Genomic DNA, 13,336 nt, shown 5'->3' with positions numbered 1-13,336 from the left:
CAGCGGATGATCTTGCATTTCTCATTGCCCGGCGAAGCGTTTCTTCTCCTGCGGAAGGAAAAGAAAGTGTCTCCATTTCTCTTGAGACCAGAGTGCATATGACCGACATTCTGGTTCCCACTTGGCCGGTGGCTCCGTACGCGGTGGACCGGCTGCCCGCGCGGTGGCGACCCTCCCGGCGGCTGACCCTGCTGATGCCCTTCTACCGGGAGACGGAGGCCACTCTCGCCCGGTCGGCCCGCGCCGTGGCGGCGCTGGACTACCCCCCGGAACTGCTCCAGGTGCTGTGGCTCGTCGAGGACGGGCCGGGCGGCGCCGAGGACTGGGAGCGGGCGGTGCGGGTCAGGGCGGCCGTGGACCGTCCCGATCTCGACTGGGAGATCCTGAGGCTTCCGAGCATGCGGCCCAAGGGCGCCGCGCTCAATCACGCTTTCCCGTACGCCGATGGTGAGGTGATCGCCGTCGTTGACGCCGATGTCGTCCCCGGTCCCGGCCAACCCGCCGAAGCCGTATGGGCGTTGGAGCAGGGCTACGCGCTGGTGCAGGCCGATGAGGTCAGCGAGCGCGGGGTGCGGCTCACCGCCCGCGTCAGGGCGGCCGAGGACGCCGTGTGGCAGGCCTCCGTGCGCGGACTCGCCAGGTCGGCCGGGGTCCATGTGGTCGCCGGAAGTTCCGTCTACGCCTGGGCGGCCACCTGGGACCGGGTGCGCCCCATCCGCTCGGACGACGTCGAGGAGTCCTACCACTGGTCACTGTGGCTGATGGGCCACGGCGTCCGTACCGGCTTCCTGCGCACGCCGTCCGGCGTCAGCTCCACCGAGCGCGCCGACGCCGCCCTGCGCCAGCGGGCGCGCTGGACTCGCGGACAGCTGCGGGCCGTTGCCGTCAACTGGTCCGAACTCCCCGCACGGGGCCGCGTCCTGGGGGCGGTCACCGTGGGAAGCCTGGCCGCCAGGGCGGCGCTGCCGGTTCTCGCCGCGGCCGCCACGGTCTCCCCGCGCGCCCGCCGGCTGACGGCCGGCCTGCTCGTCGCCGACGCGCTGTGCGTCCTGGGGGCGCGCCGCAACGCCGAGTACCGCGACCGGGCGGACGGGCTGGCCTGGGCGCTCGTCGTGCCGTGGCACCTCGTCGGCTCCGCGGCGGTGTACCGCGCCCTGTGGGAGTGGGCGCGGGGGGAGCGGGGCTGGCACAGCGTCCGCGCGGTCTCCGGGACCGGGCCTGCCGGAGCGGAGGTGCGCCCACATGACCAGTGACGCCGCTGACAGCACCAATAGCACCTACAGCGCCTACAGCACTGGTGCCACCGAGATCACCGGCACCATCGACCCCACTGGCCCCACTCACTCCACCGACACCATCGACCCCACTGACACCACCGGGGCCGTGCCCGTCACCCCCCGTGCCGTGATCAGTGCCGCGGTGATGGCCCACCCCCGCCGCCGGACGGAGGCCGCGCGGCTGGCGCGCGCACTGAGCCGGTGGGGCGCCCGCACCGTCCACGACCCGCGGCCGGACGGCCCGCCGACGACGCTGCGCACCGCGTGGGCCGCCTGGGGTGCGATCCGCCCCGACGCCACCCACCACCTCGTGCTCCAGGACGACGTGGAGCTGTGCCGGGACTTCATCGAGCGCGTCGAGTCGGCGGTACGCGAACACCCGGACACCCCCCTGGCCTTCTACGCGAACTGGGACTCGTGGAACGGGGCCGCGACGCGGGCTGCCGCGCTCCGCAACGAACGCTGGGTGCCCGCCGTGCCCGGAGAGTGGACACCGACTCTGGCGCTGCTCCTGCCGAGGCGGGACGTGACCGCCCTGCTCCGCGCCACCCACCCCGACGGGGCGGATCCCGAACCCGACGACGTGGTCCTGGCCCGCGAACTGGGCGCGCGCGGACGGCAGGTGCTCATCTCCGTGCCGCACCTGGTCGAGCACACCGGGCACCCCAGCCTCATCGGCAACGACACCTACGGCCCCCGGCACTCGGCCTGCTTCGCCGACGACGTCTCCGACCACGGCCTCCCCGTGGACGCGGGCCGCCCCGAGGCCCAGAACGCGCCCAGCGGACCGCCCCGGCTGCCCGGAGTACTCGTACACCGCCTGCGCGGACGAGCCCACATCGTCCTCACCGGCCAGGCGGGGACCCCGAACGGCGAGCCGCGCTTCATTCCCCTGCGCACCTACCTGGCGGACACCGGAATGGCCGGGCGCAGCCTGACGCACTGGGACGCGGCCCGCGCCGGACTCCAGGCCCCCGACGGCCTGCTCTGGCTCTGCGAGGAAGTCTGGTACTGCGCCTACGTGTTGGGGGCCCACACCTCGCCACACCCGCACCCCCACGGCCCGCCGTCGCCCAGGCTCGTACGGGTGGCACTGCGCAGCCTGGTCCTCGGGGGCACGGCGCTCCCCGCCGAGCAGCGCCTGTGGACCGAGCTGCACGCGGCCCGGCTGACGACCCTTGCCGAACACGGCTTCGCCGCGGGCCTCGGCGACCGCCGCGCCTACGGGCCGCCGCCCCCGGTCCCCGCCGAACGGCTCGCCACCCTTCCCGCGGCGGAGCGGATCTGGCAGGACCCGTCCCTCGCGGACGCCGCGTGACCGGACGGTTCACCGCACACGACCGGCACCACACCGGATGACCAGCACAACACCGGATGGAGAATGCGATGACCACGGCTGTACCCGCCGGAGAGAATCACCAGATCGACGTACCGCACTGCACCGTCCGTGCCGAGGTCGCCGTGCCGGTGGAGAGCGGCGCGGGCCCTGTGACGGCCCGCATGATGACCTTCTCCGGCCTCCTCGACGACCGCGAACATCTGGCGCTGGTCTTCGGTGACGAGCACGAGCCGGTACCGACGGTGCGGGTCCACTCGGAGTGCCTCACAGGGGACGTCTTCGGCTCCGGGCGCTGCGACTGCGGCCCCCAACTCCAGGAAGCCCTCGCCCTGTTGGCGGAGCAGGGCGGGATCCTGCTGTATCTGAGACAGGAAGGCAGAGGGATCGGCCTCTACAACAAGCTGGACGCCTACCTGCTGCAGGACGAGGGCCTCGACACCTTCCAGGCGAACCGCGAGCTGAGCTTCGAGGCCGACCTGCGCGACTACCGGGTCGCCGCCCAGATGCTCAAGGCGCTCGACGTCACCTCCATCCAGCTCCTCACCAACAACCCCGACAAAGGGGTGCAGTTGGCGGCCTGCGGCATCACGGTCAAGGAGCTGAGGCACACCGGCGTATTCCTGCACAACAGCAATCGGCGCTACATCGAGGCCAAGGTGCGGGCCGGGCACCACATCGCCCTGACGGGCACACCCCAGGCATGACAGCGCCGGTACGCCCGGACAGTACGGCCGGGCAGTGGCGGCGACGCCTGGGGCTGCCGGACCTGACGGGGCACGGGCGCATCGTGGCGGCCACGTCCCTGGACACCTTCGGCGTGGGGATGTTCATCCCGCTGTCGTTCCTCTTCTTCCTCCTCAGCACCGACCTCACGGTGGCCCAGGTGGGGTGGGGGACGAGTGTGGCGACGCTGCTGTCCGTGCCGTTCGCGCCCCTGGCGGGGAGCGCCGTGGACCGCTGGGGCCCGCGCGCCTGTCTGGTCGCCAACAACGTGCTGGCCGCCGCCGGTTACCTCTGCTACCTCCTGGTCGAATCGCTGCCCTCCCTGGTGGCGAGCATGCTCGTGGTGCTCTGCGCGGAGCGTCTGTACTGGGCGTCATGGCCCGCCTTCGTCGCCGACCTCGCCAAGGGCGCGGAGCTGGACCGCTGGTACGCCTTCACCGCCGCGGGCAAGAACGCGAGCATCGCGCTCGGCGGCGCGGCCGGCGGAGCCGTCCTGGCCACGGGGTGGTCCGGGGCGCCCGTACTCATCGTCGTCCTCAACGCGGGCACGAGCGTGCTGACGGCCCTGCTCTTCATGCGGCCCACCCGGCCTCGTACGCACGGGGACCGGTCCGGTCCGCACGGGGACGGGCCCCCACCGGGCGAGGACGCGGCGCGGCCGCCTGTAGGGGACCCGGCCGCCACGGGCCGGACCGCCGAGGAGACCACGGAGCCGCAGGCGGGCTGGGGAACGATCCTGCGGGACCGCGTGCTGCTCTGCCTGCTCGCCTCCCAGGCCGCGCTCACCTTCGGCTGGCTCATCCCCACTGTCATCCTGCCTGTCTACCTGGTGGAGGTGCGGGACCTGCCCGCCTGGCTGCCCTCCACCACGCTGATGCTCAGCTCGTTGCTCATCGTCGGCTGCCAGACGTACGTGACCAGCAGGCTCGGCGCCGTGGGACGCGGCCGCGTCATCTCCTGGGCGGCCGTCCTGATCCTGGGCGCCGTCGGCCTGCTCGCCGCGGTCCCGGCCCTCGGCGGCAGGACCGCGATCGTGACCGTGATCCTCGCGGTCGTGCTCTTCACCGCGGGGCAGATGGCCGCGACCCCGGCCGCCGTCGCCCTCTCCGCGACCGCGGGCCCACCGCGGGCGCGCGGCCGGTTCCTCGCCCTGTTCAACCTCACCTGGACGCTGTCCGCGGTGACCGGCCCCGCACTCGTCGGCGCCCTGATCGAGAGGCACGGCGCGGTCCTGTGGGCCGTCCTCGCCGCCCTCGTCGCGCTGGGCGGGCTCGGCTACCGGCTCACCGGACGGCTGGCACCCGACCTGCTCGGCAGCCCCCGGGCCGAGGACCTCGCCACCGACCACCCGCATGCCCCGGTCTCCGCCGCCCCACACGAGAAACCACACGAGAAGCCACACGACGAACCACACGAGAAAGAGGAATGAACCATGATTCGCCACTACGGCCCCATCAGCGGTGTCGCCGCCCATGGCACGCGGTACGTCGCGACGGCCGGCTACGACAACCAGCTCATCCTCTGGGACGCCGCGACCAAGCAGCCGCTCACGCGGGTCAACCACGACCACCTCGTCAACCAGACCTCGTTCAGCCCGGACGGCCGCTACCTCGTCAGCTCCTCCAGTGACTACTCCGCCCGCCTGTGGTCGCTCCCCGACCTGAACCTGGTCGCCGTTCTCTCCGACCACAAGGACGACGTCGAGATGTCCGTCTTCCATCCCACGAAGGAGCTGATCGCCACCGCGTCCCGCGACCACCACGTCCGCGTGTACGACTTCACCGGGGCGCTGCTCACCACGTTCGAGGGGCACACCGCCGACGTCATCTCGGTCGAATGGGCGGCGGGCGCCGACGAGTTGGTGTCGTCGAGCGATGACGGCACCATCAAGCGCTGGTCCCTGGCGGGCGGCGGCATGATCGGCGAGGTCGACCTCGCGGGCGTCGAGACCGACACCGTCGCCATCACCCGCGAAGGCGTGATCTACGCGGGAAACGACGAGGGCGAGATCATCGTCATCACCGGTGACCGGACCGAGACCCGCCCCGCCCACGAGGCCGGCATCAAGCGCCTCGTCCACAACGCCGACCGGAACCTCCTGGTGAGCCTCAGCTACGACCGGACCCTGCGCGTATGGGACACCTCCAAGGACCTCGCCCAGGTCGCCGAGGCCTCCCTGCCCTCCGACGTCTGGCCGCGGTCGTGCGCCTTCCTCGACAGCGACACCCTCGCCTTCGCCACCTTCGGATCCTCGTACGCGACGTACCGGATCGGCGCCGACGAGTGGAGCCTCGACGGCGTGGAGCAGACCCCCTGCGTCAACGCCGTCACCGTGGGCGGGGGCCGCACCCTGACCATCGGCGACGCCGGAGTGCTGTGGATCGACGGGGAACGGCACAGCGAGACGGGCAGCCTGTGCAACTTCCTCACCCCGGCCGCCGGGCGCGTGTTCACCGGCGGACAGATGGGCAAGGTCTTCGACGCGCTCACCGGCGAGGTGCTGTACCAGCACCGCTCACCGCTGAACTGCGGCGCGGCCTTCGAACGCGACGGCGTCCCGCACGTCGTCATCGGCGCGTACACCGGTGAGGGCATCGTCCTCTCCGTCGCACCCGACGGCACCGTCCGCCACGAGGCGACGCTCCAGCTGCACCAGAACGCCGTGAAGGGCATCTCCGTCTCGGACGGCCGGATCTTCTCCGTCTGCGCCGACGCGAGCACCACCTGGTTCTCCGTCGACGAGCTGACTCAGGTGCACCACGTCCCCGAGGCGCACGACCGCATCGCCAACGGCTGCGCGCCGCTGCCCGGCGGCGATTTCGCCAGCGTGAGCCGTGACTACAAGCTGCGGCTGTGGCGCGGCTTCACACCCACGGTCATCGCCACCCCGCACGACCACTCCATCAAGTGCGTCGCCGCCGACCCCGAGGGGCAGTACGTCGCCACCGGTTCGTACCACGGGCTCGTCGCCGTCTACGACGTGCGGGCCGACGCCTGGAGCACGATCACCCGGGTCACCACCGCGGGCATCTCCTCGCTGTTCTACGACGCGGACACGGAGTGCTTCCTGGCCGGTTCGTACGACGGCCGCGTCTACCGCGTGTCCCGCTGAACCACCCTCCATCCGCCGGGAAGAACAGGAAGAGGCAGAGAGCCATGTCCACCGCGACCTTCGAATACGGACCCGACTTCTACGACGCGCCCGAGGTCTTTCCCCGCTACCAGGAGACCCGGGCCGTCGTCGACGAGGGCAACGCCACCCTCGAAGAGCCGTACGTCCTGGCCTTCCTCGGCGATCTGGAGGGGCGCTCGGTACTCGACCTCGGCTGCGGGGACGGGAAGTTCGGGGAGGCCGCGCTCCGGGCCGGCGCGGTCCGCTACCACGGCGTCGACGGCAGCGAACGGATGCTCGCGGCGGCGGCCGCCCGGCTGGCCCCGGCGATGCTGGAGCGCGCCGACCTGAACGCCTGGACGTGCCGTGAACCGGGGGCGTGGGACGCGGTCACCGCCCGCATGGTGGTGCACTACCTGGACGACCTTCCGGCGCTGCTGCGCGAGGTACGGACCGCCCTGGCCCCCGGCGGGCGGTTCGTGCTCTCCGTCGAACACCCCGTGGTGACCTGCGCCTACGACGGCGACTTCCACGACGGCGTGCCGTCGGAGATGCGGGTGCGCGGCTACTTCGACGAGGGGGAGCGGGCCTGCGAGTGGCTGGACTCCTCCGTGCGCAAGGTCCACCGCACCGTCGAGACCTATGTCCGGGACCTGCTGGAGGCCGGGCTCACCCTCACCGGCCTTTCGGAGGGCCGGCCCGTGCCGGACAACTTCCAGGACCCCGGGACCTGCACCGCGCGCCGGGCCGTCCCCATGTACCTCACGCTCCGCGCGGAGAAGCCGGTCCGCTGACGGCTCCTTCGACGGCCCGCTGACGGCACCCTCGACGGCCCGCTGACGACTCCCTCGACAGGAATTGACGAGAGACCACATGACAAGACGTATCCGGTACATAGGGGCGCTGGCCGCCTCCCTGCTGCTGACCCTCCTCACCGCGCACGCCTCGGCCGCACCTGCGGACACCGCGCCCCAGCGCCTGCGGGTCTGGCTGATGTGGGGCTCGGTGCCCACCCCCATGGTGGACCAGCTCGTCGACGAGTTCGAGGCGGCCCACCCCGGCGTCGAGGTGGACGTCCAGCTGCAGAGCTGGGTCGGCATCCAGGAGCGCCTCGAGACCGCGCTCGGCTCCGCCGACACCCCCGACGTGGTGGAGACCGGCACCACCACGACGCCCTCCCTCGCCTCCGCGGGCCTGCTCGAAGACCTCAGCGCGCGCGCCGGCGAGCTGGGCTCGGAGCAGTGGATACCGTCGCTGCGCGAGTCGGGGAACTGGCAGGGGCGGCAGTACGGGGTGCCGCTGTACGCCGCTTCCCGCGTCGTGATCCACCGCACGGACCTCTTCGCCAAGGCGGGCCTCACCGTCCCCCGCGACCAGCGGGAATGGCTGCGCACCACGCGCGCGCTGGCCCGGGCGCACCGGCAGGACCCCGGCTTCCAGCCGCTCTACCTGCCGGGCCGGAACTGGTACGTGCTCTCCGGCCTGCTGCACGACCGGGGCGGCCGCCTCGCCACGCACGACGGCAACCGCTGGAACGGCGGGCTCGCCACCCCCGAGGCCGCCTCGGCGCTGAAGTACTACCGCACGCTCCAGTCCCTGTCACAGGCCCCGAAGGACCGGGACGAGGCGCACCCGCTGCAGTACGAGGAGCTTGCCAAGGGGAAGGTCGGCCAGATGGTCGGGCTGCCCTGGGAACTGGCCGACGCCGAGCGGATCAACCCCGAACTCAAGGGGAAGCTGGGCATGTTCCCGGTGCCGGGACTCTCGAAGGACCGACCGGGCAGCGTCTTCCTGGGCGGTTCGAACCTCGCGGTGTCGGCCCGCAGCGCACAGCCCGCGCTGGCGACGGACTGGGTCGCACGGCTCAGCGGGCCCAGGGCGCAGAAGCTCGTCGCGGAGGCGAACGGCACCCTGCCCAACCGGCTCGCGCTGGCGCAGGAGGTCGACAACCCGGTGGTCGAGGTGCAGGCGCGGGCCGCCGAGAACGGGCACACCACTCCGGTCGATCCCCGCTGGCCGCTGGTGGAGGCCGAGCCGAACCCGGTCAAGACCCTCCTCACCGAGGTGCTCACCGGCGCCCCCGTCAGGGCCGCGGGCAGGAGAGCGAACGGGATCATCGAGGAGCGGTTGAACGGGGCGAACGAGGGGCATCGATGAGCGACCCCGTCCCCCTGCGCGAACACCTGCGCGGCTCCCGCTACTTGTAACCCACCGCGCCGATCGGAGCAGACCTGTGCCCACACCACCCGAGCAGCCGACCCCGCCGACCGCCGACCGGCTCGCCGAACGGCTCACCGCCTACGCCGTGCTCGCCCATGACCCGGCCGTGCCCGCCATCGCCGCCGACTACTGGGCCAAGAGCGAGGACCACTACCGTACGGTCGACGCCGCACTCGCCGCCTTCGTCACCGGCGCGGCCCGGGCGGCGTACGAGGACGTCCTCGCCGACCCCACCCGCGCCGCCGCACAGCACGACCTGCGCGGGGGCCTCACCGCCCTGCTCCGCGAACACCCGGAGCAACAAGGACAGTTGGCGGCGGCGGTGGCCGAGGCGGACCGGCACATCTGGATCGACTACCACCTCGGCGCCGACTACACCGCACAGCCGCCACCGCTTCCACCCAGGGCGCCCGGCACCCGGCCGCGGCCCGGCACCGGGGACGTCCAGGTGGTGATCCCCTTCCGGGACCGTGCGGGCGGCACACGGACCAGGAACCTGCTCGCCTGTCTGCGGGCCCTCGCCGACCAGGAGGGCGGGCCCGGCCACCGGGTCACGGTGGTGGAGACCGACGGCGAGCCCCGCACCCGCGAGGCGCTGGACGGCGTCGCGGACCGGTATGTCTTCGCCCGCAAGGACGGCCTGTTCAACAAGGCTTGGGCGGTCAACGTCGGCGTCATGGAGGCGACCCGGGAGGCGGTGCCCGAGGGCGGGTACGTGTGCGTCCTGGACGCCGACATCCTCGTGGACCGGCACTTCGTCGCCCGCAACACGGCGCGGCTGCGCGAGGACGGGCACGGCACCCACCTGCCGTTCCGCTGGTCGCTCTCGCTCGACGCGCCGTCCACCCTGCGCGCCATCGGTCTGCGCAACGACGGCGGCGCCGCCGATGTGCCGCCGTCCGTGCTGCGCGGCCTGCTGCTGCGGGAGCCGCCCGGCGGCTGCGTATGGCTGCGCACCGACGTCTTCCACGCGGTGGGCGGTTTCGACGAGCGGTACGAGGGGTGGGGCGGCGAGGACGACGACGTGGTCGCCCGCCTCGCCGCCGCCGCCCCGCTGCGACGCTACGACGACGTGCTGCTCCACCTCGACCACCCCCGGCCGGCGATGACGCGGGACGACGGTCGGCCCTTCAACGCCCACATCGAGCTGGGCAGTTGGACCGGCGGGCACGGATACGGCGACCTGGGGAAGTTCACCTCCGCCACCACCTGAGGGCCGGTGCCTACCAGGCGACGACCGGGCTGCCGCCCAGTGCGTGCGAACGGTACGCCGCCACGATGACATCGTCGACGAGCGCGGCCTCGGCCACCGGGCACACCGGTGGCCGCCCGGCCGCGACCGCCGCGACGAAGTCGGCGACCAGCGGCAGATGCGGGTTGGCGTCCGGTTCACGCCGCAGCCGCCGCTCGCCCTCGGGGCCCGTGGCGAGCAACTGGCCGGAGTCCAGCGGGTCCAGTACGAGGGAGCGGCCGCCGCCGTGGAACGCGATACGGTCCACCGGCGGCTCGGCACTCCACTCGAAGAGGCACCACGCGCGCAGTCCCGACCAGCTCAGCTCCACCTCGGCGCGGCGCTCGGCACCGGCGTCGAAGTGCCCGGCCAGCCGTGCGGCCACCGCCGCCGGGCGCCCGAACACGGCCAGGAGCAGGTCCAGGCGGTGGCAGCCCGCGTCGGCGAGCACCCCGCCACCGGAGACCGCGGGGTCGGTCCGCCAGCGCATCGGGTGGTCGGGCCCCGGCTCGAACGCACACCGAAAGCGCACCTCCACCCGGTCCGGCTCCCACCCGGCCAACTCCCGGCGCACCTCCCGCAGTACGGGGGCGAGCCTGCGGTAGTACGCGACCCCCGCGCCCGGCCGCCCCATGTCTGTGGGGAGGCCGTCGACCCCTGGGCGCAGGCAGCCCGCCAGGGGCTTCTCGATCAGTACGGCGCGTCCGGCGTCCAGCGCCGCCGCGGCCAGCGGCACATGGTGCACGACGGGCGTCGCGACGTACACCGCGTCCGTCCCCGCCGACAGACCCCGCGGATCACTGCCGGACCCCGCGATCTCCCACCGCGCGGCGATCCGCGCCGCGCGCAGCGGATCGCGCCCCCACAGGAACACGGGCTCCTCGCCCAGCGCGCGCAGAGCGGGCAGCACGCGGCGGGTCACGAGGTCGCCGTACCCGGCGACACCCCACCTCACGGCACGATCGCCACCTTCAGCGTCTCGCGCGGCGGGCCGTCGTACGGGGACACCCCGGCGTCCGGGTACAGGGCGCGGCTCGCCGACAGCTGCTCCATGGCCTTGGGCAGGTCTTCCAGGGCGTAGGTGTGCGTCAGGATCTCGGGCAGGTACAACTCCCGGGTACCGGCGAGCCGTTCGGCGGTCCGCAGGGCCTCGGCGCGCGCGGTGTCGACGGGCTCGGCCGAGCTGTGCACCCGCAGGCCCTTGCGCTCCCAGGTCACCAGGTCGACGGTGACGTGGGTGTCCACATGGTGGGTGCCGAGCATGACGACGAGCCCGTTCTGCCGTACGAGTCCCACGCAGGCGTTGAGCGTGGTCGGGGTGCCCACGGCATCGATCGCCACATCGAAATCGCCGCCGACGTCAGCGAGTTGGGCCGCGCTGCCGTCGACCCGCCGGGTCGAGTCGGCGCCGAGGAGAGCCGAGCGCTCCAGGCGCCAGTCGTCCAGGTCGACTGCCGTGAGGTGCGAGGCGCCGCGCAGCGCGGCCATCCGCAGCGCCATCAGGCCGACCGGGCCCTGCCCGACGACGGCCACCCGGTCCCCGAGCCGCACCCCGCGGGTGGCGTGCACGGCGAGCGGGAGCAGTTGCAGGATCGCGCCCTGCTCGAAGGGCACCGCGTCCGGCAGCGCGCCCACGGCGATCTCACGGGCCAGCGCGAATTCGGCGTAGCCGGTGGTGAGCGGCGTACGGACGAAGACGCGCTGCCCCGGCGCGACCCGGGTCACGCCGGGGCCCACCGCCTCGACCACTCCGGCGACCTCGTGGCCGTAGCAGCCCTGGGCACAGTGCTCGCGCAGCCCGTAGTAGTGGTAATAGGCGAGGTCGCTGCGGTTGCACACGGTGCACGCCCGCACCCGCACCAGCACTTCCAGGGGGCCGGGCACCGGTACCGGCGCGTCGGCGACCAGACGGATGTCGCGCCTGCCCACCAGCTCATAGCGTCGCAAGGTTCTTCTCCTCCGGGTGTGGTGGCGGGGTGATCCTGCGGGCGACCGGTCCGGCCGCGGCGGCCACCGCGAGGGCGGTGCCGAACACGGCGGCGAAGGCCGCGGTGTCCTGTCCGGCGCGCACATGGGCCATGTTGAACAGGGCCCCGCACAGCACGACGAGCAGCACGCTGGACAGGCTGTCGGACAGTTGCAACGAGGCGGAGTTCCGGCCCTGTTGGTCCGTGGGCGAGCGTTCGAGGGTGAGGACCCCGACGCCGGGGAGCAGCAGCCCCATCCCGAAGCCCGCGACCATCAGACCGACGGCGACGGTCACCGCGGGCATCGCCCGCAGGGTGCCGCTCAGCGTCAGGGCCGCGCCCGCGCCATGGATCAGCGCACCCACGAGGACGACCCGCTCGCGCGGCCAGGGCAGCCGGGGGCGACCCTGTAGCCAAGAGGCGGCGAACCAGGTGAGCGCCGCTCCGGTGAGCGACATGCCCGCCGCCCCGGGCGACCACTGCCGTTCGTTCACGAGCATCAGCGGGATGTAGGTCTCGACGGTGAAGTACGCGCCCGCCGCGACGCCCCGCAGCAGCACCAGGGACGGGATGCCGCGCCGCGCCCGCAGGGTGCCCGCGGGCAGCAGCGGCCGCAGCTGGACGACGAGGAGTACGAGGCCGACGGCCGCCGCCGGCAGGCGGTAGGGGGCCGACGGGGTGCCCGCGTACTGCAGCAGACCCGCGCCGAGAGCCACCGCGAGCGCGGGCACCACCCGAAGGCCGCTGACCGGCCCGTCTTCCGCGTCACCGCCCTCCTCTTCCGGGGAGCCGACCGTCCGCAGCCGTGACAGCGGCCGGGCGAGCAGCACCAGGGCGAGCACGGCGAGGAAGGCGATGCCGTGGAACACCCAGTGCCACGACAGGCTCTCGGCGACGGCTCCCGCGACCGGCGGCCCCACCATGGACGGGACGATCCAGCACGCGGTGATCAGCGAGAACATCCGGGGACGCAGCTCGGTCGGATAGGCGCGGCCGACGACCACGTAGAGCGCCACGGTCACCGCGCCGCCGCCGAACCCCTGGAGGTACCTGCCGACCAGGAAGACGGGCATGGTGGCCGCGAGCCCGGACAGCAGCGCGCCGCCCGCGAAGCAGAGCAGCCCCGCGCAGAGGGCGGGCGCCGGTCCGCGCCGGTCGGCCCAGCCGCCCGCCAGTACGGTGCCGATGATGCCGGTGGTGAGGAAGCCGCCGAACGCGAGGGCGTACAGGCCCAGTCCGTCGAGTTCCTGGACGGCGATCGGCATCACCGTGCTCAGCGCGAGGCCGGCGAAGGCGACCAGTACGAAGGTGCTGCTCAGTGCGAGAGTGCAGGCACGGTAGGGAGGGGAGAGCACCCCCGGCGGCGCCACCGTGCTGGTCATCGACGCCCTCCTGGCGGCATTCCCGGAGATGGATCACCGGGAGGCTCGCACAGCCCGTTCGCCGCGTCAATCAGATCATCGTGCC

11 protein-coding genes are annotated in these 13,336 nt (G+C 72.9%); 8 read left to right on the top strand and 3 right to left on the bottom strand.

The features are described 5' to 3' along the window. Window positions 1-98 precede the first annotated feature (98 nt). The 8 genes from DMA15_RS04565 to DMA15_RS04530 all read left to right on the top strand — a co-directional run bounded on the left by DMA15_RS04565 (window position 99) and on the right by DMA15_RS04530 (window position 9,884). The gene (locus DMA15_RS04565) at window positions 99-1,253 is read left to right on the top strand and encodes a glycosyltransferase (protein WP_125511380.1); all 1,155 of its coding nucleotides are present in this window, start codon (window positions 99-101) and stop codon (window positions 1,251-1,253) included. Beyond that, window positions 1,243-2,595, top strand: a complete 1,353-nt coding sequence (locus DMA15_RS04560; protein ID WP_276314327.1) for a hypothetical protein — start codon at window positions 1,243-1,245, stop codon at window positions 2,593-2,595. Before DMA15_RS04565 ends, DMA15_RS04560 begins: the two co-directional genes overlap by 11 nt. A 68-nt stretch (window positions 2,596-2,663) precedes the next feature. Next, complete coding sequence (ribA, locus tag DMA15_RS04555) at window positions 2,664-3,320, top strand: GTP cyclohydrolase II (RefSeq protein WP_125511379.1); 657 nt, start codon at window positions 2,664-2,666, stop codon at window positions 3,318-3,320. After that, complete coding sequence (locus DMA15_RS04550; protein ID WP_125511378.1) at window positions 3,317-4,768, top strand: MFS transporter; 1,452 nt, start codon at window positions 3,317-3,319, stop codon at window positions 4,766-4,768. Before ribA ends, DMA15_RS04550 begins: the two co-directional genes overlap by 4 nt. Before the next feature lie 3 nt (window positions 4,769-4,771). Next, entirely contained in the window at window positions 4,772-6,451 is a 1,680-nt protein-coding gene (locus DMA15_RS04545; RefSeq protein WP_125511377.1) for a WD40 repeat domain-containing protein, read from the top strand. A 44-nt stretch (window positions 6,452-6,495) separates the two neighbouring features. Next, a complete protein-coding gene (locus DMA15_RS04540) occupies window positions 6,496-7,245 on the top strand; it encodes a class I SAM-dependent methyltransferase (protein ID WP_125511376.1) in 750 nt (249 codons plus the stop codon). Between the two features lie 79 nt (window positions 7,246-7,324). Further along, on the top strand, window positions 7,325-8,608 hold the full coding sequence (locus DMA15_RS04535; protein WP_125511375.1) for an extracellular solute-binding protein: 1,284 nt from the start codon (window positions 7,325-7,327) through the stop codon (window positions 8,606-8,608). A 76-nt stretch (window positions 8,609-8,684) separates the two neighbouring features. Beyond that, window positions 8,685-9,884 (top strand): galactosyltransferase-related protein, encoded by a 1,200-nt coding sequence (locus DMA15_RS04530; protein WP_125511374.1) that lies wholly within the window; start codon window positions 8,685-8,687, stop codon window positions 9,882-9,884. Between the two features lie 10 nt (window positions 9,885-9,894). Here the strand turns inward: DMA15_RS04530 and DMA15_RS04525 are convergent, their stop codons facing one another. The 3 genes from DMA15_RS04525 to DMA15_RS04515 are packed head-to-tail and all read right to left on the bottom strand — an operon-like array spanning window position 9,895 to window position 13,251. After that, window positions 9,895-10,857: a Gfo/Idh/MocA family oxidoreductase gene (locus tag DMA15_RS04525; RefSeq protein WP_125511373.1), complete on the bottom strand. Its 963-nt coding sequence runs from the start codon at window positions 10,855-10,857 to the stop codon at window positions 9,895-9,897. Next, window positions 10,854-11,849 (bottom strand): zinc-binding dehydrogenase, encoded by a 996-nt coding sequence (locus DMA15_RS04520; protein ID WP_125511372.1) that lies wholly within the window; start codon window positions 11,847-11,849, stop codon window positions 10,854-10,856. Before DMA15_RS04520 ends, DMA15_RS04525 begins: the two co-directional genes overlap by 4 nt. Next, window positions 11,836-13,251 carry an MFS transporter gene (locus DMA15_RS04515; protein WP_125511371.1) on the bottom strand — a complete coding sequence of 472 codons (1,416 nt, stop codon included), beginning with the start codon at window positions 13,249-13,251 and terminating at the stop codon, window positions 11,836-11,838. The genes DMA15_RS04520 and DMA15_RS04515 overlap by 14 nt, the downstream gene beginning before the upstream one ends. Window positions 13,252-13,336 lie beyond the last annotated feature (85 nt).

The organism is Streptomyces sp. WAC 01529, assembly GCF_003945545.1.
GTDB classification, from domain to species: Bacteria; Actinomycetota; Actinomycetes; order Streptomycetales; family Streptomycetaceae; genus Streptomyces; species Streptomyces anatolicus.
The sequence above is the reverse complement of the archived record's forward strand: the minus strand, read 5'-3'. Positions and strand labels throughout refer to the sequence as shown.

Excerpts from the sequence above, each read along its gene's own strand:
- DMA15_RS04565 (WP_125511380.1), top strand. The coding sequence starts at position 99 with ATGACCGACATTCTGGTTCCCACTTGGCCGGTGGCTCCGTACGCGGTG.
- DMA15_RS04560 (WP_276314327.1), top strand. The coding sequence starts at position 1,243 with ATGACCAGTGACGCCGCTGACAGCACCAATAGCACCTACAGCGCCTAC.
- ribA (WP_125511379.1), top strand. The coding sequence starts at position 2,664 with ATGACCACGGCTGTACCCGCCGGAGAGAATCACCAGATCGACGTACCG.
- DMA15_RS04550 (WP_125511378.1), top strand. The coding sequence starts at position 3,317 with ATGACAGCGCCGGTACGCCCGGACAGTACGGCCGGGCAGTGGCGGCGA.
- DMA15_RS04545 (WP_125511377.1), top strand. The coding sequence starts at position 4,772 with ATGATTCGCCACTACGGCCCCATCAGCGGTGTCGCCGCCCATGGCACG.
- DMA15_RS04540 (WP_125511376.1), top strand. The coding sequence starts at position 6,496 with ATGTCCACCGCGACCTTCGAATACGGACCCGACTTCTACGACGCGCCC.
- DMA15_RS04535 (WP_125511375.1), top strand. The coding sequence starts at position 7,325 with ATGACAAGACGTATCCGGTACATAGGGGCGCTGGCCGCCTCCCTGCTG.
- DMA15_RS04515 (WP_125511371.1), bottom strand. The coding sequence starts at position 13,251 with ATGACCAGCACGGTGGCGCCGCCGGGGGTGCTCTCCCCTCCCTACCGT.